Genomic DNA, 25,678 nt, shown 5'->3' with positions numbered 1-25,678 from the left:
CACAGAGTTCGGTGTCGCAGTCGGTGAGTGTGCCGTGGAAGCAGCAGGTACAGGACGTTACCGGGGAAAACAGCAGAAATCCTCCGGAATACCAATAAAAAATCACGTTGCAGAGGCATCCGTATTCCCGTACAATCGGGAACACGGATGCCTCACTTTTGTCATTCGGGACAAAATTCAAAAATATTGTTGACTGAATGCTCATTCATTATTACACTGGAGTCATAAAGAGATGCCGGATATGGCTTAAGAGCCGTCAGATGTGAAAGCGGATTCAGTGCCCCCGGCAACGGAAAGGGAGGGACCATTGTGAACGTATTGCTTATTGCCAACTGGATTTTGTTCCTGGCCGTCACTGCGTACGCGCTCGGATTGTTCACATACGTGGTCAAGACACGCGTTGACTTTATCAGACTCGGAAAAAAAGAGGAGTTTGACGCCAAGGTCGACGATCGGCTGCGCGCGGTCTGGACAAACGTTTTTGGACAGAAAAAACTTCTGAAGGACAAAAAAAGCGGGGCTATCCACGTCATGTTCTTCTATGGATTCCTGCTTGTCCAGTTCGGGGCGATCGACCTGATCTGGAAAGGGCTGAAGCCGGGTTCCCATCTGCCGTTCGGGCCGGTGTATCCGTTCTTCACATTCTTCCAGGAAATCGTTGTCTTCATGATTCTCGTTGCAGTTATCTGGGCGTTCTACCGCCGCTACGTCGAGAAGCTCGTCCGGCTGCGCCGTGGCTGGAAAGCCGGTCTCGTCCTCATCTTCATCGGGACACTTATGCTGTCGACGCTCGTTGCGAACGGCATGAACATGATCTGGCGCGGACATGAGACGACCTGGACGGAGCCGATGGCATCGGCGATCGCTTCCGCATTCAGCTGGATGTCGCCGACTGCGGCGGCCGTCGTATTCTTCATTGCCTGGTGGGTCCATCTGCTGACGCTTCTCGCGTTCCTCGTGTATGTGCCGCAGTCCAAGCACGCTCACCTGATCGCAGGCCCTGCAAACACCTACCTGATGCGCTTTGACCGCCGCGGGAAACTCGCGCCGATCGATTTCGCCGCGCTTGAGGAAGACGATGATGAAGATGGCGAAGAAGAGATGCCTTCAATCGGCGTCGGGAAGATCGAGGACTTCACACAGCTCCAGATGCTCGACTTCTACGCCTGCGTGGAATGCGGCCGATGCACGAACATGTGCCCGGCAACCGGCACGGGCAAGATGCTGTCGCCGATGGACCTCATCACGAAACTCCGTGACCACCTGACAAACACGGGCGCGGTCACGACAAAGCAAAAACCGTGGGTCCCGCAGTTCATGTTCAGTGACACGCGCGGCAACCAGCTCGCGATGGCGGCTGGCGCCGAGGGTGCGGTCATCGATGACATCTACAATCCTGCTCTGATCGGCGATGTCATCACGGAAGAGGAAATCTGGGCGTGCACGACTTGCCGGAACTGTGAAGACCAGTGCCCGGTCATGAACGAACACGTCGACAAGATCATCGACCTCCGCCGATACCTCGTCATGACTGAAGGCCGCATGGATGCGGATGCACAGCGCGCAATGACGAACATCGAGCGCCAGGGCAACCCTTGGGGACTCAACCGGAAGGAAAAGGAGAACTGGCGCGATGCGCGTCCGGATCTCCACATCCCGACGGTGAAGGAAGCCAAGAAATCAGGCGAAGACTTCGAGTATCTGCTCTGGGTCGGCTCGATGGGCGCATTCGACAACCGCTCACAGAAGATCGCGCTGTCGTTTGCGCATCTTCTGAACGAAGCGGGCGTGAAGTTCGCCATCCTTGGAAACAAGGAGAAAAACTCCGGTGATACGCCACGCCGCCTCGGAAACGAATTCCTGTTCCAGGAGCTGGCCGAAGCGAACATCAAGGAGTTCGAAAAGAACGAAGTCAGGAAGATCATCACGATCGACCCGCATGCTTACAACATCTTCAAAAACGAGTATCCGGACTTTGGCTACCAGGCCATCGTCTATCACCATACCGAGTTTCTCCATAAGCTTCTGATGGAGGGCAAGCTAAAACCGAAATACGCTGTAAATGAGAAGATCACCTTCCATGACTCGTGCTACCTCGGACGCTACAACGATGTGTACGATGCGCCGCGTGAAATCCTGAAGTCCATCCCGGGCGTCGAGCTGGTCGAGATGGCCAGGAACCGCGAAGACGCCATGTGCTGCGGCGCGGGCGGCGGACTGATGTGGATGGAAGAAGACAAGGGCCACCGGGTCAACGTGGCACGGACCGAGCAGGCGCTCGAAGTCAATCCGTCCGTCATCTCTTCAGCCTGCCCGTACTGCCTGACCATGATCTCGGATGGCACGAAAGCGGTTGAAGTGGAAGACAAGGTCGGCACTTACGACGTCGCGGAACTTCTCGAACTCTCGATCTTTGGGGATAACCTCGAGCCGGCTGGGGAAGAAGCGGAACCGATCCTCCAATAAGCCGTTGCAGATTCTTTGAAAATTCGATACAATGAAACAAATGGAAGAGGGAGTGCCGGTCACTCCCTTTTTGTTAGGAATTTTGCCGAGCGAGCGTTCAGTCACTTCTGACAGAAAGACGCCGCCCGGCATTCACTGAAAAGGATATGAAAACGCTCTCAAAATCAAAAGGGGGAAATCGATCATGGCAAAAACGGCGATTCTCGGCGGGGCACGTACACCATTCGGTAAGTTTGGCGGGCTGCTCGCTTCTCGGACGGCAAGCGATCTCGGAGGGACGGCAATCCGTGCAGCACTTGAGCGTACCGGCACATCACCGGAAGATGTAGATGAGGTCATCATGGGCACCGTCCTTCAGGGCGGACAGGGCCAAATCCCATCCCGGCAGGCAGCGAACAAAGCGGGCATTCCGTGGAAGGTGAAGACCGAGACGATCAACAAAGTGTGTGCATCAGGCATGCGTGCCGTGACGCTCGGCGACCAGCTGATCCGCCTCGGTGAAGAACAAGTAATCGTGGCAGGCGGCATGGAGTCGATGTCGAATGCGCCGTACTACATGCCGAAGGGCCGCTTCGGCCTGAAGATGGGCGACGCGCCGCTGATTGACGGCATGATCCATGACGGGCTGTCCTGCTCGTTCCACCCAGATCGGGTGCATATGGGCACCTACGGGAACAGCACCGCCGACAAGATGGAACTCACACGCGTTGCCCAGGACGAATGGGCACTCCGCAGCCACCGACGTGCCCTGAAGGCGATTGATGAAGCCCTGTTTGTCGAGGAGATCGTTCCGGTCGAAGTCCCGGCACGCAAAGGGCAAACGATCCATGTCGGGGAAGACGAAGCGCCACGCCGCGATACCTCTTCGGAGTCGCTCGCGAAACTGAAGCCGGCATTCGGCAAGGAAGGCACGATCACGGCAGGCAACGCACCGGGTGTCAACGACGGTGCCTGCGCGCTTGTCCTGATGGATTCGGACCGGGCGAAGCAGGAAGGCAAAGATGTCCTGGCGGAGATCATCGCCCATGCCGAAGTGGCCGTCGAGCCGGAAAACTTCCCTCAGACACCGGGGCTTGTGATCAATGAAATCCTGGAAAAGAGCGGCAAGTCGCTTGAGGAGATCGACCTGTTCGAGATCAACGAAGCGTTCGCTGCCGTCTCCCTTGCCAGCGCGAAGATCGCCGGTCTCGATCCGGATAAAGTCAATGTCAACGGCGGAGCGGTTGCGCTCGGGCACCCGATCGGCGCAAGCGGTGCCAGAATCATCCTGACGCTCGCGCATGAACTCAAGCGCCGCGGCGGCGGCATCGGGATTGCGGCAATCTGTTCCGGCGGCGGCCAGGGGGATGCCGTCATGATCGAAGTACCGAAACAGGGACAGGGGGAGTAATCATGGAGATCAAACACGTAATGGTCATCGGAGCCGGACAGATGGGCGGAGGCATCGCACAGGTGTGCGCCCAGGCTGGGTTCGATGTGACCTTGAACGATATCAGTGAAGAAGCGTACGAAAAGGGACTCGGCGTCATTTCGAAAAACCTTTCCCGGGGAGTGGAAAAGAGCCGGATGACGGAAGAGGATAAAAATGCGGCGCTCGGCCGTATCCGCAAATCGACAGATCTGTCTGACGCAAAGGATGCCGACCTCATCATCGAGGCTGCCGTCGAGAAAATGGAGATCAAGCAGTCGATCTTCCGGCAGTTGGATGAGCACGCGGCGGAGCACGCTATTTTGTCGACCAACACCTCCGCATTGCCGATCACGGAAATCGCTGCGGTCACGAAGCGCCCGGGGCAGGTGATCGGGATGCATTTCATGAACCCGGTGCCGGTCATGAAACTTGTCGAAATCATCCGCGGCCTTGCAACCACCGACGAGACTTACCAGGCGGTCGAAGACATGACGAAAAAACTTTCGAAGACGCCTGTCGAAGTCAACGACTATCCCGGGTTCGTCTCCAACCGGGTACTCATGCCGATGATCAATGAAGCGATCTTTACGCTTTATGAAGGCGTCGCAACGAAGGAAGCGATCGACGATGTGATGAAGCTGGGTATGAACCATCCGATGGGGCCGCTTCAGCTTGCGGACTTTATCGGCCTGGATACATGCCTGTACATCATGGAAGTGCTGCATGACGGTTTCGGCGATCCGAAGTACCGACCATGCCCGCTTCTGCGCAAATACGTCAACGCCGGCTGGCTCGGGAAAAAGTCCGGCCGCGGATTTTATGTCTATGAATAATCCTGTCCTAAACGGCTTTTATTAAATGGGGTGCACACCATGAATTTCACATTCAACGAAGAACAGAAAATGATGCGCCGGATGGTGCGTGACTTTGCGAAAAACGAGTTGGAGCCGTTTATCCCGCGGATGGAAGCGGGCGAGTTTCCCCGTCCGCTCCTTGGGAAGATGGGCGAGCTCGGCCTCATGGGCATCACGGTTCCGGAAGAGTACGGCGGCTCGGGGATGGACTACACGAGCTACATCATCGCCATCCATGAGCTGTCGAAGGTAAGCGCGGTCATGGGCGTGATTCTTAGCGTCCACACATCAGTCGGCATCAACCCGATCCTGAAGTTCGGCACGGAAGAGCAGAAGCGGAAGTACATTCCGAAGATGGCTTCTGGCGAGTATCTCGGCGCGTTCTGCCTCACCGAGCCGTCTTCCGGCTCCGATGCCGGCGCGATGAAAACGAAGGCGGCCAAAAAAGACGGCCACTATGTGCTCAACGGTTCGAAAGTGTTCATCACGAACGGCGGAGAGGCGGATGTCTACATCGTCTTCGCCAACACCAATCCGGAAGCGGGAAGCCGCGGCGTAACGGCGTTCATCGTCGAGAAAGGCACACCAGGGCTTATCATCGGCAAGGACGAGGAAAAGATGGGGCTCCATGGCTCCCGTACTGTCCAACTGACATTCGAAGACATGGAAGTGCCGGAGGAGAATAGGCTCGGCCAGGAAGGTGAAGGATTCAAGATCGCCCTTGCCAACCTCGATGCAGGCAGGATCGGAATTGCGGCCCAGTCGCTCGGCATCGCCGAGGCCGCCACTGATGCGGCTGTCGCCTATGCCAAGGAACGGGTACAGTTCGGCAAGCCCATCGCGGCAAATCAGGGAATCGGATTCAAGCTCGCCGACATGGCGACATCCGTCGAAGCAGCACGCCTCCTCGTCTATCAGGCGGCCGATCTTTACGGCCAAGGGTTGCCTGCAGGCAAGGAAGCCTCGATGGCGAAGCTGTTCGCCTCCCAGGCGGCCATGGATTGCGCAATCGAAGCCATCCAGGTATTCGGCGGCTATGGTTACACCGAGGACTATCCGGTGGAGCGCTACTTCCGTGACGCGAAAGTCACTCAGATCTATGAAGGCACTAGCGAGATCCAGAGGATTGTCATCAGCAAACACCTCACAAAGTGAGGTGTTCTGCGCCCACAAGCAAAGCGTTGGGCGGCAAGTCACTCACAAAGTGAGGTGTTCTGCGCCCGCAAGCGCTTTGCGCGAAAGTACACCATGGAGTGCCGAAAGTACACAAAGTGGTCGTGAAAGTCCATAAAGAAACGCCGAAAGTACACCAAAGTGTCCCGAAAGTACACAATGGCCCGACGAAAGTACACAATGGCGCCCCCCGTTATTCAGATACAGAAACTTCATTACCACTCCAATCTACGGCCTTGCCGATTACCGAAAGGTGGAAGACGAAAATGAACTTTAAACTGTCCGAAGAACACGAAATGATCCGTAAAATGGTCCGCGATTTTGCAGAAAAGGAAGTCGCACCGACAGCGGCAGAGCGCGATGAGGAAGAGCGCTTCGACGTCGAGCTGTTTCACAAGATGGCAGAACTCGGCCTGACAGGCATTCCCTGGCCGGAAGAGTACGGCGGCATCGGCTCCGATTTCCTCGCCTATGTCATCGCAGTCGAGGAGCTGTCCCGCGTGGATGCATCAGCGGGCGTCGTTCTTTCCGCACACACATCGCTTGCCGGCTGGCCGGTCTTTAAATACGGCACGGAAGAGCAGAAGCAGAAGTACCTCCGTCCGATGGCGGAAGGCTCTAAAATCGGTGCCTATTGCCTGACGGAAGCAGGCTCCGGCTCTGATGCGGGCGGCATGAAGACAACTGCCAAAAAGGACGGCGACCACTACATCCTGAACGGCTCGAAGATGTTCATCACGAACGGCGGCATCGCCGACACGTATATCGTGTTCGCGGTCACCGACCCTTCTTCCAAGCACAAGGGCACGAGCGCGTTCATCGTGGAAAAGGACTTCGAGGGCTTCTCCGTCGGAAAGAAAGAGAAAAAGCTTGGCATCCGTTCGTCCCCGACGACAGAAGTCATCTTTGATAACTGCAAGGTCCCTGCGGAAAACCTCCTCGGCGAAGAGGGCCAGGGCTTCATCATTGCGATGAAGACGCTGGATGGCGGCCGCAACGGCATCGCTGCACAGGCGGTCGGCATCGCGCAGGGCGCACTGGACCACTCGGTTTCCTATGCGAAAGAGCGCGAGCAGTTCGGCAAGCCGATCGCGGCGAACCAGGGAATCGGCTTCAAGCTTGCCGACATGGCTACTTCGATCGAGGCTTCCCGACTCCTCACTTATCAGGCGGCCTGGCTCGAGTCGAACGGCCTTCCGTACGGCAAGGAATCCGCGATGGCAAAGCTGATGGCGGGCGATACCGCGATGAAGGTCACGGTGGAGGCAGTCCAGGTATACGGCGGATACGGCTATACGAAGGATTATCCGGTCGAGCGATTTATGCGTGACGCGAAGATCACTCAGATCTATGAGGGCACGCAGGAGATCCAGCGGCTCGTCATCTCCCGCATGCTGACGAAATGACCGAAAAAAAGACGTCGGTGCGCCACGAGGTGAAGTCGTCGGTAAAAGACGAATCACTGATCGAGAAGCGCCGCGACCAGATGATCCGCGGAGCGGTGAAACTGTTCAGGGAGAAGGGGTTCCACCGCACGACCACGCGGGAAATCGCAAAGGAAGCGGGCTTCAGCATCGGCACACTCTATGAATATATCCGGACAAAGGAAGATGTCCTCTATTTGGTGTGTGACAGGATTTATGAGGAAGTGCATGACCGGCTGGCACCGCTTGCGGAACAGCAGGGGACAATCAAAGGACTGAAAAACGCCATCCGGCTCTATATCGAAACGATCGATGAGATGGATGACGAATTCACAGTCATGTATCAGGAGACGAAGTCACTGCCGAAGGCGGCGCTCAGCTATGTGCTCGAGAAGGAGCTTGAGATGGCCGGCCTGTTCGAGCGGATGCTTGCCGGCTGTTCTGAAGCGGGGGAGATCACTCTATCCGAGAAGGAAGCCCGGCTCGGGGCACACCATATCATCGTCCAGGGACAGATGTGGGCATTCCGCCGCTGGACGCTCCGCAAACAGTTCACATTAAGGGAATTCATCGATATGCTGACGGACCAGCTGCTCTACGGGGTGGCGGGCCGTCCGCAGAAGGGGGAAGTAAAATGACAACGGCACCAGTCGAAGTCTACAAGCCGGTCAATCATGTCCGGTTCGTTACGGCATCCAGCCTGTTTGACGGCCACGATGCCTCCATCAACATCATGCGACGCATTCTGCAGTCAAGCGGTGCTGAAGTGATCCATCTGGGCCACAACCGTTCCGTTGAGGAAGTCGTCAATGCAGCCATCCAGGAAGACGTGCAGGGGATCGCGATCTCTTCCTACCAGGGCGGCCACGTCGAATACTTCAAATACATGCATGACCTCCTGAAGGAAAAGGGCGCACCGCATATCCGCGTATACGGCGGAGGCGGAGGCGTCATCATTCCGAAAGAGATCAAGGAGCTTCATGACTACGGCATCTCCGGGATTTTCTCCCCTGAGGACGGTCGCCGTCTCGGCCTGCAGGGAATGATCAACGAGATGTTGAAGCAGTGCGACTACAAGACGTCCGAGAAGAAGCAGCTCGGTAATCCGGAAGCGCTCTCCGCGAATGATGTGCCGCTGCTTTCCGGTCTGATCACACTGGCAGAAGACGCGCATATGGGCCAGGCCGAAGAAGCGGAAAAGATGCTCGAAGCCGTCCGCAAGCTGTCGAAAGAAACACCGGTATTCGGAATCACGGGAACGGGAGGCGCCGGGAAAAGCTCACTGACTGACGAACTGATCCGCCGATTCCTCCACGAGCTTCCGGACAAGAAGGTGGCTATCCTGTCGATCGATCCGACAAAGCAGAAGACGGGCGGCGCGCTCCTCGGCGACCGGATCCGCATGAACGCAATCTTCAGCGACCGTGTCTATATGAGAAGCCTCGCGACGCGCGGGTCCCGCTCCGAACTGTCCGGAGCGATCCGGGATGTGCTCGATGTCGTCCGTGCCGCTGGCTTTGACCTCATTATCGTCGAGACGAGCGGGATCGGACAGGGGGATGCGGAAGTCGCGGAAATCGCAGATGCCTCGATGTATGTGATGACAAGCGAATTCGGTGCGCCTACACAGCTTGAGAAGATCGACATGATCGACTTCGCAGACCTGATCGCGATCAATAAGTTCGAACGTAAAGGTTCAGAGGACGCCCTTCGCCAAGTGCAGAAACAGTATCAGCGGAGCCGGCAGCTTTGGGACCGCCAGGTTGATGAGATGCCGGTGTACGGCACGATCGCCAGCCAGTTCAACGACAAAGGCACAAACTCGCTGTTCGCGGCAATAGTCGATGTGCTTAACGACAAATTCAGCCTTGGGTGGGAAACGTCTTACAAACAGTTCGTCAAAACCCAGAAGCAGAACGTCATCATCCCGAATGACCGCCGCTATTACCTGCGCGAAATCACGGATACGATCCGTGACTATCACAAGCGCGCGGAGCAGCAGGCAGAGCTCGGACGACGTCTGTTCCAGCTGGAAGGCACGCTTTCCATGATCCGCGAAAAGGACGGGGACGAAGCGCTTGAAGCATCTCTCCAGTCCCTGATCGACGGGGTGAAAAGTGAGCTGTCGGCGGAGTCGAAACGCATACTTGAGAACTGGGAAAGCCTGAAGGAAGCGTATTCCGGGGAAGAGTTTGTCACGAAGGTCCGTGACAGGGAGATCAGGACGATCCTCAGGACGGAAAGCCTTGCAGGCCTGAAGATTCCGAAGGTCGCCCTTCCGAAGTTCAAGGACTACGGGGAAATCCTCCGCTGGGTATATGCGGAAAACGTGCCGGGCTCGTTCCCGTATACGGCAGGCGTCTTCCCGTTCAAGCGCCAGGGGGAAGACCCGAAGCGCCAGTTTGCCGGAGAAGGGACGCCTGAGCGGACAAACCGCCGGTTCCACTATCTCTCGAAGGACGACGATGCAAAACGGCTGTCCACGGCATTCGACTCGGTCACGCTCTACGGCGAAGACCCGGCATACCGTCCTGATATCTACGGAAAAGTCGGCGAATCCGGCGTGTCGGTGTGCACGCTCGATGACATGAAAAAGCTGTACGACGGATTCGATCTTTGCGCACCGTCCACGTCAGTCTCGATGACGATCAACGGCCCTGCGCCGATCATCCTTGCGATGTTCATGAACACTGCAATCGACCAGCAGGTGAAGAAAAGAGAAGAGGAGCTCGGCCGCACACTGACCGTGGAAGAATTCACGGAAGTCCGCGAAAAGACGCTCCAGACTGTCCGCGGCACCGTCCAGGCGGATATTCTGAAGGAAGACCAGGGCCAGAACACGTGCATCTTCTCGACCGAGTTTGCGCTCCGCATGATGGGGGATATCCAGCAGTACTTTATCGATCATCAGGTCCGCAATTACTACTCTGTGTCGATCTCGGGGTACCATATCGCCGAGGCGGGGGCGAATCCGATTTCCCAGCTGGCATTCACGCTGGCAAACGGATTCACCTATGTGGAGTACTACCTGAGCCGCGGCATGAACATCGATGACTTCGCACCGAACCTGTCGTTCTTCTTCTCGAACGGCCTTGATCCTGAATATACGGTCATCGGCCGCGTCGCCCGCCGAATCTGGGCAATTGCGATGCGGGAGAAGTACGGTGCAAACGATCGCAGCCAGAAGCTGAAGTACCACATTCAGACATCCGGACGGAGCCTTCATGCCCAGGAAATCGACTTTAATGATATCCGGACGACGCTGCAGGCGCTTATGGCTCTGCAGGACAACTGCAACTCGCTCCATACGAACGCCTATGATGAGGCAATCACAACACCGACCGAGGAATCGGTCCGGCGCGCCATGGCGATCCAGATGATCATCACGAAAGAGCATGGCCTCTCGAAAAACGAGAACCCTCTCCAAGGGGCGTTTATCGCAGAAGAACTTACTGATCTTGTGGAGCAGGCCGTCCTGGATGAATTCGATCGCCTGAATGACCGTGGCGGTGTTCTGGGCGCGATGGAGACCCAATATCAGCGTGGTAAGATCCAGGAAGAGTCCATGTATTACGAGCACCTCAAGCATTCGGGGGAACTGCCGATTGTCGGCGTCAACACCTACCTGAACCCGAACCCGCCTTCCGAGGATGATATCGACAACATGGAGCTTGCGCGCGCGACGAAGGAAGAGAAAGAGACCCAGATCCGCAACCTGAAGTCGTTCCAGGAACGGAACGGAGAGCGCACGCAGGAGGCTCTCGGCCGGCTGAAGACAGCGGCCGTCTCCGGCGGCAATATCTTCGAGGCCCTGATGGACACGGTCAGGGTCGCCAGCCTTGGACAGATCACGGCAGCCCTTTACGAAGTGGGCGGGCAATACCGCAGAAACATGTAAGGGCTTTTGCCGGCCTGATGAAAAAATTTCCGGATGTCCCGCTTCCGCGGGACATCTATTTTTTCTTCTGTTGTATAATGTAGGAAGAAGCGAAGAGGAGGGCCTCCCGTTGAAAACGTCCTATCACGTGGTCATTATGGTAATCCTGATCGTCCTGTCCATAGCCCTGTACAACCGCGGTCTTGCCGCCGCTCCGCTGATTTTGCTGTCCGCCCAACTGTTCTATCTGTTCTTCAGCGGCTGGCGGACATTGAAAAACAAAAGTTGAAGGTAGCATAGCGGGAAGTGGATTGTATATAATGGTGATTATGCCAACGCATGCAGAAAGGACGTGCTCCTGATGAACCTTCAAGATCTGACACAGGAACAATTAAAAGAAGAAGCCCTGATTGACCTTGCTTTCGCCCTCTTGGAAGAGCGCCGTGAGCCGATGGAGTTTCCGGCTCTCATGGCAGAGCTCGGCCGTCTGGTCGGCCTGTCCGAGAAAGAAGCCAAGGAACGCCTTGTCCGCTTCTATACAGATATGAATATCGACGGGCGGTTCCTCGCCCTGGGTGACGGTCGCTGGGGCCTTCGTGAGTGGTACCCGGTAGACAAGATTGAGGAAGAGACTGCACCGTCGGTTAAAGTGCGCAAGCGGAAGGCCAAAGCTAAAGTCGTAGAAGACGATGATGAAGAGATTATCGAGGACGATGAGGATGTCGACTTCGATGAGGACTTCGATGAGTTCGCTGACGAAGAGGAAGAAGACTTCGAAATCGACGATGAAGAGGAAGAAGACGCCGAGGAAGACGTCGATGAACTTGACGATGAAGAGGATGAACTGCTTGACGGCGAGATCGATCTTGCAGACGAAGAAGACGACGAGGACGAAGAGGAAGTTTGAACTTGACGAATCGTCGTCACAGGTTTATGATTTAGTTCGGGCTCCTCTGATTGAGGAGATTAAATTGTGCGTATGCGCTCCCCTGCAGAACGGTTTGCAGGGGGGCCTTTTTTGTTTTTGGGACTGACAGGAGGAGATTTTGTAATGACCAAGTATATCTTTGTAACCGGCGGCGTCGTATCTTCACTCGGAAAAGGGATTGTCGCAGCATCCCTCGGCCGTCTGCTGAAGAACCGTGGGCTGGAAGTGACCATCCAGAAGTTCGATCCGTATATCAACGTGGACCCGGGCACGATGAGCCCGTATCAGCATGGTGAGGTGTTCGTGACCGAAGACGGCGCGGAAACAGACCTCGACCTCGGCCACTATGAGCGTTTCATCGACATCAACCTGACGAAATACTCCGCGGTGACTACCGGGAAAGTCTACTCCACCGTCCTGAAAAAAGAGCGGCGCGGAGACTACAACGGGGCAACCGTCCAGGTCATTCCGCACATTACGAACGAAATCAAGCAACGTGTGCTGCGCGCCGGCAAAGAGACGAATGCGGATGTCGTCATTACCGAAATCGGTGGTACCGTCGGTGATATTGAATCGCTGCCTTACCTTGAAGCGATCCGCCAGCTCCGTTCCGACCTCGGCCGGAATGAAGTCATGTACATCCACTGCACACTGATTCCGTTTATTCATGCGGCAGGTGAGATGAAAACCAAGCCGACACAGCACAGCGTCAAGGAACTCCGCGGCCTCGGCATCCAGCCGAACCTCATTGTCGTCCGCACCGAGCAGCCGGTTCCTCAGGACATGAAAGACAAGATCGCGCTTTTCTGCGACATCCGTCCGGAAGAAGTGATCGAGTCCCGTGATGCGGAGACGCTCTACGAAATCCCGCTCAGACTTCACGCTCAGGGCATGGATGACCTCGTCCTCGACCATCTCCGCCTGGATGCTCCGAAGCCGGAGCTCGACGACTGGACAGCACTTGTCCAGAAGGTAAAGTCTCTTTCTAAGACAGTGAAGATCGGCCTGGTCGGCAAATACGTGGAACTCCAGGATGCCTACATCTCAGTGGTCGAAGCGCTGCGCCATGCCGGGTTCGCATTTGACGCTGAGATCGAAGTCGACTGGATCAACGCTGAAGATATCAGCCGCGACAATGCGGCGGAACTCCTTTCCGATTGCGATGGCGTACTGGTACCTGGCGGCTTCGGCGACCGAGGCATCGACGGCAAGATCGCTGCAGTCGAGTACGCGCGCACAAACAATGTGCCATTCTTCGGCATTTGCCTTGGCATGCAGCTGGCTTCGGTCGAGTATGCCCAGCACGTCATGAACATGGACGGCGCGCACTCCTCGGAACTGGATCCGTCGACAGCGTTCCCGATCATCGACATCATGCCGGATAAGAAAGACCTGGAAGACCTCGGCGGCACATTGCGCCTCGGCATCTATCCGTGCAAGCTCAAGGCCGGCACGAAGGCTCACGAAGCTTACGGCGAGGACCTCGTGTATGAGCGCCACCGCCACCGCTTTGAATTCAACAATGAATTCCGCGAGACATTCGAAAAAGCGGGCTTCGTCTTTTCCGGTCTCAGCCCTGACGGCCGACTTGTCGAGATTGTCGAGCTGCCGGAACATAAATGGTTTGTCGCATGCCAATTCCACCCGGAATTCGTGTCGCGCCCGAACCGTCCTCAGCCGCTGTTCAGAGAATTCATCCGTGCTTCAATCGGCAATAACTAAATAAAGGACAAGCCAGGTTCCCTCAAAACGGCAGGGGCCTGGCCTTTTTTATGTCCTCTGAAGTCCGACTTCCAACAGATAAACCATAAGTTTACAGATAGAGGTATTCACGATATCACTTTTGTTTTATGATAGGTTACATAACAATCCATACATAAAAACGCCCTGTCTGATAACAGGGCGCCGGGTTCAGCCGAATTCGGAAAGCAGCTCCTCGTAATCCATCCGGACGGCTTCGTAGACAAACAGTCCTGCAAGGGCGTGGGGAAAGACGGTTCGCCCGCCGTCATCGGACGGAAGCAGGCCGCGCTTGACCCCAAGTGACACATAAGCGGTGGCAAGTTCTGCGAGCTCATTGCCCTCGGCATCTTCGGGCTCATCAGCCACCGCGGCAAACGGGATGAACTGCTCAGCCAGCCGGCGGGCGAGTGTCAGTGCTTCTTTGTCGGATGCATGCCTTGCAAGAATCCAAACTCTGTCCGTGCTGTCGATTTCTTCTCCGTGGAAACGCACGGCACCCTTAAGCGGCTCCTGGCCGCGGATCGCGTTTGCGCTTACTGCGCCGAGCTCGCCAAACGCTGCGATGAACACTCTGCCTTGCCCTGCGGTTGCTTGTGCGAGAAGTCGGGCAGTCATGCCGATCATCTCTTCTTCACGTCCGGCGATGCGCTGGAGCAGTCCGGACATTTGTGTAGTCAGCATTTTCATATGAGTATCCCTCCGGCTCCATTATAAAGGACAGAGCTCAGGCGTCCAAGCAGGCGCCGCTGCATCAATTTCCACTTTGAAAAAGTGTCATAAATGAAAAGAAAATGATAAGGTTATACGGATGGTAGAAAACATAGAATATTATGAAAGTAGTGACTGGCCATATGAAACGGATATTGATTGTTGATGACCAGAACGGCATCCGTCTTCTGCTGCAGGAAGTGTTCAAGCGCGACGGGTATGAGACTTCTGTTGCGAAAAACGGATTTGAAGCGATAGAACTGTTTACACAGTCCCCTCCGGACTGCGTGCTGCTCGATATGAAAATGCCCGGCATGGATGGCATCGAGGTCCTTAGACAGTTCAAGTCAGCCAAGCCGGATATTCCGGTTTTCATGATGACTGCGTATGGTGAACAGGAACAGATTGACGCGGCGAAAGCACTTGGAGCCGAGAAGTATTTCACAAAGCCGTTCGACATTCATGAGCTCCGAAGCGAGATCGGCGGAATCCTGGCGTGACCGGCGGGCAGTGGCGGACACTGCCTGTTTTTGATATGATGGAAAGGTGTAAAAACGAAAGATTGACTTCCCATTTTCGAAGGAGGAATCGAGTATGGCACTTGTCTCCATGACGGACATGCTAAATAAAGCAAGAAAAGAAGGCTATGCGGTCGGTCAGTTCAATATCAACAACCTGGAATTCACACAGGCGATCCTTCAAGCGGCCGAGGAGGAGAAATCCCCGGTCATCCTGGGTGTTTCCGAAGGCGCCGCAAAGTATATGGGTGGCTTCAAGGCGGTTGTGCCAATGGTTAACGGCCTAATGGAATCCTACGGAACGAGCGTACCGGTCGCAATCCATCTTGACCACGGCTCTTCCTTTGAAAAATGTAAAGAAGCGGTTGATGCGGGCTTCACATCTGTCATGATCGATGCATCGTCCCAACCGCTTGAGGAAAATATCCGGATCACATCCGAAGTCGTCGAGTATGCCCACAAACACGGCGCATCCGTCGAAGCGGAGCTTGGCGTCGTAGGCGGCCAGGAAGATGACGTCATCGCGGACGGCGTGATCTATGCAGATCCAAAAGAGTGTGAAGAGCTTGTTAAGCAGACGGACATCGACTGCCTGGCACCTGCGCTCGGATCGGTTCACGGCCCTTATAAAGGCGAACCGAATCTCGGATTCAAAGAGATGGAAGAAATCTCGAAGCAGTCGGATCTCCCGCTTGTCCTGCACGGCGGCACGGGCATCCCGACAAAAGACATTCAGCGCGCCATTTCACTCGGAACGGCTAAGATCAACGTCAACACCGAGAATCAGATCGCGTCGACCAATGTCATCCGCGAAATCCTGGACAACGACAAAGAGGTCTATGACCCTCGCAAATATCTCGGCCCTGCACGCGAAGCCATCAAAGAAACCGTCAAAGGCAAGATGCGTGAATTCGGCAGTTCCGGGAAAGCTTAAAAACAAGGGGAGAAGCGGGAGAGGTGCAAGGCATCATCTCCTTCTTTCCATTCATCAGAGAATCTTCCGGGGAGGACACAGACATGAAATTTTTCATCGATACAGCTAATTTTGACGAAATCAAGGAAGCACACGCATGGGGCATCCTATCAGGCGTCACGACGAACCCATCGCTCGTCGCCAAGGAGAACGTACCGTTCCATGATCGGCTTAAAGAGATCGCGGAACTGGTTCCGGGCTCTGTAAGCGCGGAAGTCATTGCGACTGAAGCGGAAGAAATGATCCGGGAAGGACGTGAACTTGCAGCGATTGCACCGAACATCACGGTCAAGCTCCCGATGACACCGGATGGCCTTGCTGCATGCTCCACTTTCGCCAAAGAGGGCATAAAGACAAACGTTACCCTCATCTTCAGTGCGAACCAGGCGCTGCTTGCGGCCCGTGCGGGAGCCACATACGTCTCGCCATTCCTTGGGCGCCTGGATGACATCGGCCACAACGGGATGGACCTGATTGCGACCATTTCGGAAATCTTTAACACGCACGGCATCGAAACGGAAATCATCGCGGCATCAATCCGCCACCCGCAGCACATCACAGATGCGGCGCTGAACGGCGCACACATCTCAACGACTCCGCTCAAGGTCCTTAAGCAGATGTTCAACCATCCGCTGACGGAAAAGGGTCTTGAAGCGTTCCTCGCAGACTGGAACAAGCGGACTGCCGAGTGACGGAACTCTTTCGGAACGAGGGAAACGATATGGACGTCTACAAAATCAACGGCGGACGGGAATTAAAAGGAACGATCAAAGTGAGCGGCGCCAAGAACAGCGCGGTCGCTCTTATCCCGGCCTCGATCCTGGCCGGCTCGGAAGTCTCAATCGAAGGACTGCCTGAAATCGCGGATGTCTTTACGCTCAAGGCGCTCCTGGAAGAAATCGGAGGGGCTGTCACGTTCCGGGACGGGACGATGAAGATCGACCCGACCGGAATGATCGATATGCCGCTTCCAAATGGAAATGTCAAAAAACTTCGTGCCTCCTACTATTTGATGGGGGCGATGCTCGGCCGGTTCGGCAAGGCTGTGATCGGTCTGCCTGGCGGCTGCCATCTCGGTCCGCGGCCGATTGACCAGCATATCAAAGGGTTTGAGGCACTGGGGGCTAAAGTGACGAATGAACACGGCTCCATTTACCTCCGCGCGGAGAAGCTGCGCGGCGCCAAAATCTATCTTGATGTGGCAAGTGTCGGGGCGACCATCAACATTATGCTTGCCGCTGTCCTCGCAGAGGGACGGACGACCATTGAAAATGCGGCCAAAGAGCCCGAAATCATTGATGTCGCGACGCTCCTGTCGAACATGGGGGCCAATATCAAAGGTGCCGGCACCAATATCATCCGGATCGAAGGCGTTGAGTCGCTGTCGGGAACTACCCACACCATCATCCCGGACCGAATCGAGGCCGGGACATTCATGATCATGGCAGCTGCGGTTGGAGCCGGTGTCACGGTGGACAACGTCATTCCGTTTCACGTGGAGGCACTCACGGCGAAGCTGCGGGAAATGGGCGTGAACCTCATTGAAGAAGAGGAGCGGATCATCATTCCAAAACCGGAGCGGCCGCTCCGGGCGATCGATGTGAAAACACTCGTCTATCCGGGGTTTGCGACTGACCTCCAGCAACCGATGTCCGTCCTTCTCACGCAGGCGAAAGGAACGTCGGTTGTGACCGACACAATCTACTCGGCACGGTTTAAGCATATCGATGAACTGCGCCGCATGAACGCGGATGCGCGTGTTGAGGGAAGTGCTGCAATCATCACCGGACCGCTTGAGCTCCAGGGAGCTTCCGTGCGGGCGACCGACCTTCGTGCCGGCGCCGCACTTGTCCTTGCGGGACTGATCGCGGAGGGTGAGACGGAAGTGCATGCAATCCACCATATCGAGCGCGGCTACTCCAACCTGATCGGCAAGCTTAGCGGCCTCGGGGCGGACATCCGAAAAGTTCGCGTGCCTGCCGGCGCTTTATCCGGCAAGGACAAAGGCAATTCCTGACAGTAACCTGATTGACTTTTAAGCGGCCGGCGGCAGGATATTCCTGCCGGACGGACCGCAAAATAGATTTTGCTTTCCCGCATTGCGGGGAGAAAGGAAGTGCACGATGGAACGCAGCTTATCGATGGAACTTGTACGTGTCACAGAGGCGGCGGCGCTAAACTCCGCCCGCTGGATGGGGCGCGGCCTGAAAAACGAGGCGGACGACGCGGCGACAAGCGCGATGCGCACCGTTTTCGACACAATCCCGATGCAGGGCGTTGTCGTAATCGGCGAAGGGGAAATGGACGAAGCGCCAATGCTCTACATAGGAGAAGAACTCGGTACCGGCTCCGGCCCTGCGGTCGATGTTGCAGTCGATCCGCTTGAAGGGACGAATATTGTGGCATCAGGCGGCTGGAACGCACTCGCGGTCCTGGCTGTAGCGGACCGCGGCAATCTTCTTCACGCGCCAGACATGTACATGGAAAAAATCGCGGTCGGCCCAGAGGCAGTGGGCCAGGTCGACATCGATGCGCCGATCATCGACAACCTCCGGGCTGTCGCCAAGGCGAAAAACAAAGATATCGAAGATGTCGTCGCAACGGTACTTCACCGTGAACGGCACGCCAGAATCATCCAGGAAATCCGGGATGCCGGCGCACGCATCAAGCTGATCAATGACGGTGATGTCGCCGGTGCGATCAACACGGCGTTCGACGATACAGGCGTCGACATTCTGTTCGGTTCCGGCGGCGCTCCAGAAGGGGTCATCTCCGCAGTCGGCCTGAAGTGCCTCGGCGGTGAGATCCAGGGCCGCCTCGTCCCGTCAAACGAAGGAGAAATCGAACGCTGCCGCAAGATGGGCCTGGATATCGAAAAAGTGTTCCGCATGGAAGACCTCGTCAAGGGCGATGATGCCATCTTCGCCGCCACAGGCGTGACCGACGGCGAACTCCTGAAAGGTGTCCAATTCAAAGGGGCCTACGGCTCTACCCACTCTCTCGTCATGCGTGCCAAGTCAGGTACAGTGCGCTTTGTCGAAGGCCGTCACAGCCTTCAGAAAAAGCCGCATTACGTCATGGAATACTGATCAACCCATGCCCGGCGGAAACGCCGGGCATCTCCTTCTTCATCACTTCGCATACGCCCTCGGGCGCTGACATCCCCAACTGAACGAAAAGAGGTGACCGCCCGATGGCGGAAGAACTCACACTGGCTGGCATGAAGGAAAAGACCCTTAAAGAGCTTTACGGCCTGGCCCGTAAACTGAATATCTCCTACTACAGCAAACTGACGAAAAAAGAACTGATTTTTGCAATCCTTAAATCCCGCGCCGAACAGGAAGGCTATTTCTTCATGGAAGGCGTACTGGAAATCATCCCGACAGAGGGCTATGGTTTCCTCCGACCGATCAACTATTCGCCGAGCATGGAAGATATTTATATTTCGGCTTCCCAGATCCGCCGTTTTGACCTGCGGAACGGTGACCGGGTGAGCGGCAAAGTCCGGCCGCCCAAAGAAAATGAGCGCTACTACGGCCTGCTGCAGGTCGGGGCAGTGAACGGGGAGGACCCGGAAACCGCGAAAGAACGCGTCCATTTTCCGGCCCTGACCCCGCTCTACCCGGAACGTCAGATCAAGCTGGAGACAGAGCCGCATCAGCTGTCCACACGGATCATGGATATCGTCTCCCCGGTAGGATTCGGCCAGCGCGGCCTCATCGTCGCTCAGCCGAAGGCGGGAAAGACCCAGCTCCTGAAAGAGATCGCGAATTCCATTACGGAAAATCACCCGGAGGCGGAACTCATCGTCCTGCTTGTTGATGAGCGTCCGGAAGAAGTGACCGATATCGAGCGCTCTGTTGATGCGGATGTCGTCAGCTCGACGTTCGATGAGCTGCCGGACCACCATGTGAGAGTTGCCGAGCTTGTACTTGAACGGGCGATGCGGCTGGTCGAGCACAAGCGGGATGTCATCATCCTGATGGACTCGATCACCCGGCTCGCGCGCGCCTACAACCTCGTCATTCCGCCGAGCGGCAGGACACTGTCGGGCGGGATCGACCCGGCTGCGCTCCACCGTCCAAAGCGATTTTTCGGCGCTGCGCGTAATCTGGAAGAAGGTGGCAGCCTGACGATCCTTGCAACAGCTCTTGTAGACACCGGCTCCAGGATGGATGATGTCATCTACGAGGAATTCAAGGGAACAGGCAATATGGAACTCCACCTGGACCGTCACCTTGCCGAACGCCGCATTTTCCCTGCGCTCGACATCCGCCGCTCCGGCACGAGAAAAGAGGAACTCCTCCTGCCAAAGCAGCGCCTGGACAAGCTATGGGCCATCCGGCGCACCTTCTCTGACACACCGGACTTTGCCGAACGCTTCCTCAAAAAGCTTCGCGGCACGAAAACCAACGAAGAATTTTTCGAGCTGCTGAACCGTGAGATGAAAGAAAAGCGGGGCGGCAAGGGACTGCTATAATAAGGACGGGAAGGGGAAATCGGAAAGCTTTGAATGTGAGCACTTCCTGTTCGGATCAGCCTTCCGGTATTCTCTGATTGACAACGGGCAGAGGCCATTTTATTATTGAAAAGTCCTGTGCAAGGACCCGGATTTATCATTTGCATTAACCCGGATACGGTGCTATAATGTTCTGTGTAAGTTTGCGACTATCTGACAGCATATACGGCTCGCCTGTATGGCCGTGTAAGGCTGCAGTACGATAATTTAACTCTGTTCCAGATGGTTCAGGGCGAGAGGAGAAGAATTTCATGAAAACAGCCATTCACCCGGAATACAAGACAGCGAAAGTTACTTGCTCTTGCGGCAACTCTTTCGAAACTGGTTCCGTGAAAGAAGACATCAAAGTTGAAGTCTGCTCCGCGTGCCACCCATTCTACACGGGTCGCCAGAAGTTCGCTGCAGCCGACGGCCGTATCGACCGCTTCAACAAGAAATATGGCCTCAAAGAAGAAGGCCAGGAGTAATTCCTGCATAAAACCCGTCCGCCGCACCCGCGGCGGGCGGGTTTTTGCATGCGCTGGATAAGCGGGTCACGCAGTTCCTATAACATATCCACCGACAAAAATAAAGACGGGAAATACTTCTCGAAATCCGTTAAGATGGAAACCTGGAAAGCCAGGATCGGGGGAGTGCCCCTGAGGTCGAAAGGGGAAAACCGGATGTTCGTTTCAATGCAGGGAGGCTGGGCCGAGGTAATTTGCGGCAGCATGTTTTCGGGGAAGTCCGAAGAACTGATTCGCCGTGTCCGCCGAGCCCAGTTCGCCAAACAATCAATCGCCGTTTTTAAGCCGGCGATTGACGACCGGTATAGTGAGACAGCGGTCGTCAGCCATAACGGTAATGAGATCGTGGCCTTGCCGGTTGCCAAAGCGGCCGATATCTGGCGCCATATCGATGATACCGTAGATGTGGTGGGAATCGATGAAGCCCAGTTTTTTGATGAGGGGATCGTAGAGACCGTTGCGGAACTTGCGAACCATGGCTACCGTGTCATCATCGCGGGGCTTGACCAGGATTTTCGCGGAGAGCCGTTCGGCCCGATACCGGAACTCATGGCCACCGCGGAACTTGTTACGAAACTCCAGGCGGTCTGCGCGGTTTGCGGGTCGCCGGCAAGCCGGACACAGCGGCTGATCGACGGGAAGCCGGCGCACTATAATGACCCGGTCATCCTCGTCGGCGCGGAGGAAGCCTATGAACCGCGTTGCAGACTTCACCATGAAGTGCCGAATGGAGTGAGTGTGAAAAATCGCTCAGAGGCAGAAAGCTAATCCACAATGCATGACCGATACACCCGGCCGATGACGGCCGGGTGCTTTTTGAGTTATAATGATTGGATGAATGAACCGGAACAATGACTTTAGGGGACCGTAGGGGCTCCCTGATGCCAATCTGAAGATGCGGGAGGAAGGAATCCCTTATGTATGAACGCCTTCAGGCGGTTGAAGACCGCTATGAAAAACTCAATGAACTGCTGAGCGATCCGGGGGTCGTGCAGGACACTGGCCTGCTGCGGAAGTACTCGAAGGAACAGTCGGAGATCGCCGAGACAGTCGAAGTATACAGGGCCTACAAAAAAGCTTCCGACGAGCTATCGGATGCAAAAGAGATGCTTGAGGATAAGCTGGACGCCGAGATGAAGGAGCTTGTGAAAGAAGAAGTCTCGGGGCTAGAAACAGACATCGGGGAAATGGAGGAAAAGCTGAAGCTCCTGCTCTTGCCAAAGGACCCGAACGATTCGAGAAACGTCATCATGGAAGTTCGCGGGGCGGCAGGGGGAGACGAGGCAGCACTTTTCGCGGGCGACCTGTTCCGGATGTATAGCCGATACGCTGAGTCGAAAGGCTGGAAGACCGACGTGATCGACGCATCTCCGACAGGGCTCGGAGGCTTTAAAGAGATCATTTTCATGATCAGCGGAAGCGGCGCCTATTCCCGGCTCAAGTTTGAGAACGGGGCGCATCGCGTCCAGCGAGTGCCCGAGACGGAATCAGGCGGCCGTATCCATACATCGACCGCGACGGTTGCCTGCCTGCCCGAGGCGGAAGAAGTTGAAATCGACATCCATGATAAAGACATCCGCACGGATACATTTGCGTCAAGCGGACCCGGTGGCCAGTCGGTCAACACAACGATGTCCGCAGTACGGCTGACGCACTTGCCAACCGGAATCGTCGTCTCCTGCCAGGACGAAAAATCCCAGATCAAGAACAAGGAAAAAGCGATGAAGGTCCTGCGTGCCAGGGTCTATGACAAGTTTCACCGGGAAGCACAGGCGGAGTATGACGCAATTCGCAAATCCGCAGTCGGGTCCGGGGACCGCTCCGAACGCATCCGGACGTACAACTTTCCTCAAAACCGTGTGACCGACCACCGCATCGGCCTGACGATTCAGAAGCTGGACCAAATTATCAGCGGGAAGCTCGATGAAGTGGTCGACGCGCTCATCATGGAAGAACAGGCTGCGCGTCTGGAGTCGCTGGATGCGGCAGAGTAATACGGCTGCCGCGATTCTCGCGGATGGGAAAGAACAACTAATGAAAGCGGGCCGAGAACCGCATGCAGCGGAACTGTTTCTGATGGACGTGCTTGGCCTGAGCCGCACACAGCTGCTTATCCGGCTGCGTGAACCGGTCGGAGAAGATGAGCGGAACCGCTTCTTTGCAGGGATTGCGCGAATGGCGGCAGGTGTTCCGCTACAATATGTGACCGGCAAGGAAGAATTCTGCGGTCGGCTCTTCACGGTCACTTCGGATGTCCTCATTCCAAGGCCGGAAACGGAGGAGCTGGTCTTGGGCGCGCTCGCCCGGGCCGGGCGGATCTGGCCCGCAAAAGGCGGTCTGAAGATGGCCGACATCGGAACGGGGAGTGGCGCGATTGCCGTGACGTTCAAGTTGGAGCGGCCGGATTCGGATGTGACGGCGACGGACATTTCATCTGCTGCGATCCGGGTCGCACGTGAAAACGCGGAGCAGCTGGGCGCGGAGATTTCGTTCCTGGAAGGGGATATGGCTGCACCGCTTGCAGGCACCCGGTGGGATATCGTCCTTTCCAATCCTCCTTATATCGATCCAGAGGATAAAGCGGGCATGTCCGATACGGTCACCGGCCACGAGCCGCATGGAGCGCTGTTCGCGGCGGACAGGGGGCTTGCCCATTACCGTACGCTCGCCGCTTCGCTTCCGGATCTGATGTCGGACACGGGATTGATCGGAGTCGAAATCGGCCATGACCAAGGATCGGCTGTCCGGGAGCTGTTTAGGGTTGCTTTTCCGGCTGCTTTTGTTGAGGTCGTCCGGGACATCAACGGCAAGGACCGGATGGTATTCTGTGAGATAAAGCAGCAATAAATTCTAGTTTGATTGAATAGATTGCCGGCCTCCTGCCCATAATGCGGTCAAGGAGGTCGTTCCAGATGCTGACAGATTACAATATTAAGAGGAAAGGCAACCGCCGGGAAATCTGGCTTGCCATCTTCCCATTTATTCAATTCATGCTCGTGCTGATCGCACTCCAATGCGCACTGATCCTGCTGTCGGGAGCGGCAGGGGAAGAGGCGCAAGAAGCGTTCCGTGTCCGGGTCATTGCCGATAGTAATACTGCAGATGCACAGCTGGTGAAAGCCGGTGTGGCCGGCGAGGTCAGCCGGCTGCTCAACCAAGCTGCGCTCACAGACCCATCCGGAATCGAGGCGCTCATCCCGGAGATGACACTTGCCGCCGAAGCAGCATCAGGCGGCATACCAGTCCGTGTGATGCACGGGTCGGCATTTTTCCCGCCTAAAGTGGTGGGCGGGGGTTACATCCCGCAGACCAGGACAGATTCTGTTGTCGTGACGCTCGGAAGCGGTCGCGGGGACAACTGGTGGTGCGCACTTTTTTCGGATGTATGCGAACCGGGTGAAGTTGCAGCGGAAGAAGAGGAAACAGAAGAGGAGCCGGTCACCTTTTTCATCATCGAATGGCTGAAGTCGCTGTTCGGTTAAGACCGGCAGAAAGGAAGAGATGCCGAATGGAAACGGTCATGGCACAACTCACGGGAGAAGGCGATCAATCAAAATTTGCTGATGCTGCCGACATCCTGTTAAATGGCGGACTCGTCGCGTTCCCGACAGAGACCGTGTACGGCCTGGGGGCAGATGCCACAAACGAAGAAGCTGTGCGGGACATTTATCGTGCCAAGGGACGCCCTTCCGACAACCCGCTGATTGTACATATCGGTACGGCCGGGGAACTGGAGCGCTACGCGGAGGACGTACCTGAAACCGCCAAAAAATGCGCAGAGGCATTCTGGCCGGGACCGCTCACGCTTATCGTAACGGCAAAGCCGGGTGTGTTTGCACCGTCCGTGACAGCGGGGCTGGATACAGTCGGCCTCAGGATGCCTGATCATCCGGCAGCACTCGGGCTGCTTCGCGCATCCGGTCTTCCGGTCGCCGCACCAAGTGCGAACACAAGCGGCAAGCCAAGCCCGACCCATGCGGAACATGTTGCCGCCGATATGGGCGGCAAAATCCCCTACATACTGGACGGCGGCGCGACAGGCATCGGCATCGAGTCGACTGTCCTTGATCTCACTTCCCGGCCGCCGGCCATCCTGCGTCCGGGTGCAGTGACAGCGGACATGCTCCGTCCCGTCATCGGTGAGGTCGACCACTCGGCGGAAGCGGCGGATGCCGGAGAAAATGCCCCCCGTTCGCCGGGGATGAAGTACACTCACTATTCACCGGAGGCGCCGGTCTGGATGATCGGGCCGGATGCGGAACGGATCATAAATGCGATCAGTCAGCTGCACAGCGAGGGCAAAAAGGTCGCCCTTGTCGCTCCGGAAGGTTTTGGTGCGTCGGGAGCGGATTGGTACTTCCCGACAGGGAGGCTAAATGATCCTGTCTCCGTCTCCGCCGAACTGTATGCTTCACTCCGCGCCTGCGACGGGACTGAAGCTGACATCGTGCTTGCCGTGACGGTCGATGACGCCGGTATCGGCGGAGCCGTCATGAACCGCCTGAACAAGGCGGCCGGAGGACGCCGATACCCCGGATGAACCCCTACATATGCCCATGCCGTTCCGCATAAGCTGGA

Annotated in this window: 23 protein-coding genes; 22 read left to right on the top strand and 1 reads right to left on the bottom strand. The window is 56.1% G+C overall.

Features of this window, described 5'->3' with window-relative positions; translation table 11 throughout:
* Positions 1 to 309 precede the first annotated feature (309 nt).
* The 10 genes from BMX91_RS11990 (at position 310) to BMX91_RS11950 (ending at position 13,855) form a co-directional block, all read left to right on the top strand.
* Positions 310 to 2,466: a (Fe-S)-binding protein gene (locus BMX91_RS11990; RefSeq protein WP_092054582.1), complete on the top strand. Its 2,157-nt coding sequence runs from the start codon at positions 310 to 312 to the stop codon at positions 2,464 to 2,466.
* 184 nt (positions 2,467 to 2,650) lie between these two features.
* Positions 2,651 to 3,856, top strand: coding sequence for an acetyl-CoA C-acetyltransferase (locus tag BMX91_RS11985; protein ID WP_092054579.1), 1,206 nt, complete (start codon positions 2,651 to 2,653; stop codon positions 3,854 to 3,856).
* A gap of 2 nt (positions 3,857 to 3,858) precedes the next feature.
* Positions 3,859 to 4,710 carry a 3-hydroxybutyryl-CoA dehydrogenase gene (locus tag BMX91_RS11980; RefSeq protein WP_092054576.1) on the top strand — a complete coding sequence of 284 codons (852 nt, stop codon included), beginning with the start codon at positions 3,859 to 3,861 and terminating at the stop codon, positions 4,708 to 4,710.
* 39 nt (positions 4,711 to 4,749) lie between these two features.
* Positions 4,750 to 5,886: an acyl-CoA dehydrogenase gene (locus BMX91_RS11975; protein ID WP_092054573.1), complete on the top strand. Its 1,137-nt coding sequence runs from the start codon at positions 4,750 to 4,752 to the stop codon at positions 5,884 to 5,886.
* A gap of 284 nt (positions 5,887 to 6,170) precedes the next feature.
* Entirely contained in the window at positions 6,171 to 7,310 is a 1,140-nt protein-coding gene (locus BMX91_RS11970) for an acyl-CoA dehydrogenase (protein ID WP_092054570.1), read from the top strand.
* On the top strand, positions 7,307 to 7,966 hold the full coding sequence (locus BMX91_RS11965) for a TetR/AcrR family transcriptional regulator (RefSeq protein ID WP_092054567.1): 660 nt from the start codon (positions 7,307 to 7,309) through the stop codon (positions 7,964 to 7,966). Before BMX91_RS11970 ends, BMX91_RS11965 begins: the two co-directional genes overlap by 4 nt.
* The gene (icmF, locus tag BMX91_RS11960) at positions 7,963 to 11,226 is read left to right on the top strand and encodes a fused isobutyryl-CoA mutase/GTPase IcmF (RefSeq protein ID WP_092054564.1); all 3,264 of its coding nucleotides are present in this window, start codon (positions 7,963 to 7,965) and stop codon (positions 11,224 to 11,226) included. The genes BMX91_RS11965 and icmF overlap by 4 nt, the downstream gene beginning before the upstream one ends.
* Before the next feature lie 109 nt (positions 11,227 to 11,335).
* Complete coding sequence (locus BMX91_RS15790; RefSeq protein ID WP_177168376.1) at positions 11,336 to 11,494, top strand: hypothetical protein; 159 nt, start codon at positions 11,336 to 11,338, stop codon at positions 11,492 to 11,494.
* Between the two features lie 72 nt (positions 11,495 to 11,566).
* On the top strand, positions 11,567 to 12,112 hold the full coding sequence (gene rpoE / locus BMX91_RS11955) for a DNA-directed RNA polymerase subunit delta (protein ID WP_177168375.1): 546 nt from the start codon (positions 11,567 to 11,569) through the stop codon (positions 12,110 to 12,112).
* Positions 12,113 to 12,256: 144 nt separating this feature from the next.
* Positions 12,257 to 13,855 carry a CTP synthase gene (locus BMX91_RS11950; protein ID WP_092054558.1) on the top strand — a complete coding sequence of 533 codons (1,599 nt, stop codon included), beginning with the start codon at positions 12,257 to 12,259 and terminating at the stop codon, positions 13,853 to 13,855.
* Between the two features lie 189 nt (positions 13,856 to 14,044).
* On the opposite strand, the gene BMX91_RS11945 is transcribed toward BMX91_RS11950, so the two are convergent.
* Positions 14,045 to 14,563 (bottom strand): DUF2529 family protein, encoded by a 519-nt coding sequence (locus BMX91_RS11945; protein ID WP_092054555.1) that lies wholly within the window; start codon positions 14,561 to 14,563, stop codon positions 14,045 to 14,047.
* Positions 14,564 to 14,727: 164 nt separating this feature from the next.
* On the opposite strand from BMX91_RS11945, the gene BMX91_RS11940 reads away from it, so the two are divergent.
* The 12 genes from BMX91_RS11940 (at position 14,728) to BMX91_RS11885 (ending at position 25,640) form a co-directional block, all read left to right on the top strand.
* Complete coding sequence (locus BMX91_RS11940; protein WP_092054699.1) at positions 14,728 to 15,084, top strand: response regulator; 357 nt, start codon at positions 14,728 to 14,730, stop codon at positions 15,082 to 15,084.
* 94 nt (positions 15,085 to 15,178) lie between these two features.
* Positions 15,179 to 16,036 carry a class II fructose-bisphosphate aldolase gene (locus tag BMX91_RS11935; RefSeq protein WP_092054552.1) on the top strand — a complete coding sequence of 286 codons (858 nt, stop codon included), beginning with the start codon at positions 15,179 to 15,181 and terminating at the stop codon, positions 16,034 to 16,036.
* 83 nt (positions 16,037 to 16,119) lie between these two features.
* Complete coding sequence (fsa, locus tag BMX91_RS11930; RefSeq protein ID WP_092054696.1) at positions 16,120 to 16,767, top strand: fructose-6-phosphate aldolase; 648 nt, start codon at positions 16,120 to 16,122, stop codon at positions 16,765 to 16,767.
* Positions 16,768 to 16,796: 29 nt separating this feature from the next.
* A complete protein-coding gene (locus BMX91_RS11925; protein ID WP_092054693.1) occupies positions 16,797 to 18,092 on the top strand; it encodes a UDP-N-acetylglucosamine 1-carboxyvinyltransferase in 1,296 nt (431 codons plus the stop codon).
* Between the two features lie 106 nt (positions 18,093 to 18,198).
* Positions 18,199 to 19,164 carry a class II fructose-bisphosphatase gene (glpX, locus tag BMX91_RS11920; protein WP_092054549.1) on the top strand — a complete coding sequence of 322 codons (966 nt, stop codon included), beginning with the start codon at positions 18,199 to 18,201 and terminating at the stop codon, positions 19,162 to 19,164.
* Positions 19,165 to 19,268: 104 nt separating this feature from the next.
* A complete protein-coding gene (gene rho, locus BMX91_RS11915) occupies positions 19,269 to 20,555 on the top strand; it encodes a transcription termination factor Rho (protein ID WP_092054547.1) in 1,287 nt (428 codons plus the stop codon).
* Between the two features lie 290 nt (positions 20,556 to 20,845).
* Positions 20,846 to 21,061: a 50S ribosomal protein L31 gene (gene rpmE, locus BMX91_RS11910; protein WP_092054544.1), complete on the top strand. Its 216-nt coding sequence runs from the start codon at positions 20,846 to 20,848 to the stop codon at positions 21,059 to 21,061.
* A gap of 195 nt (positions 21,062 to 21,256) precedes the next feature.
* Entirely contained in the window at positions 21,257 to 21,868 is a 612-nt protein-coding gene (locus BMX91_RS11905) for a thymidine kinase (RefSeq protein ID WP_092054691.1), read from the top strand.
* A 149-nt stretch (positions 21,869 to 22,017) separates the two neighbouring features.
* On the top strand, positions 22,018 to 23,094 hold the full coding sequence (prfA, locus tag BMX91_RS11900; protein WP_092054541.1) for a peptide chain release factor 1: 1,077 nt from the start codon (positions 22,018 to 22,020) through the stop codon (positions 23,092 to 23,094).
* The gene (gene prmC, locus BMX91_RS11895; protein WP_092054538.1) at positions 23,081 to 23,947 is read left to right on the top strand and encodes a peptide chain release factor N(5)-glutamine methyltransferase; all 867 of its coding nucleotides are present in this window, start codon (positions 23,081 to 23,083) and stop codon (positions 23,945 to 23,947) included. Before prfA ends, prmC begins: the two co-directional genes overlap by 14 nt.
* 65 nt (positions 23,948 to 24,012) lie before the next feature.
* Entirely contained in the window at positions 24,013 to 24,582 is a 570-nt protein-coding gene (locus tag BMX91_RS11890; RefSeq protein ID WP_177168374.1) for a stage II sporulation protein R, read from the top strand.
* A gap of 26 nt (positions 24,583 to 24,608) precedes the next feature.
* The gene (locus BMX91_RS11885; protein WP_092054531.1) at positions 24,609 to 25,640 is read left to right on the top strand and encodes an L-threonylcarbamoyladenylate synthase; all 1,032 of its coding nucleotides are present in this window, start codon (positions 24,609 to 24,611) and stop codon (positions 25,638 to 25,640) included.
* Positions 25,641 to 25,678 lie beyond the last annotated feature (38 nt).

This window comes from Bhargavaea ginsengi, assembly GCF_900109165.1.
Taxonomy (GTDB): Bacteria; Bacillota; Bacilli; order Bacillales_A; family Planococcaceae; genus Bhargavaea; species Bhargavaea ginsengi.
Note: the sequence above shows the minus strand (reverse complement) of the source record. Positions and strands in the feature narration are given on the sequence as shown.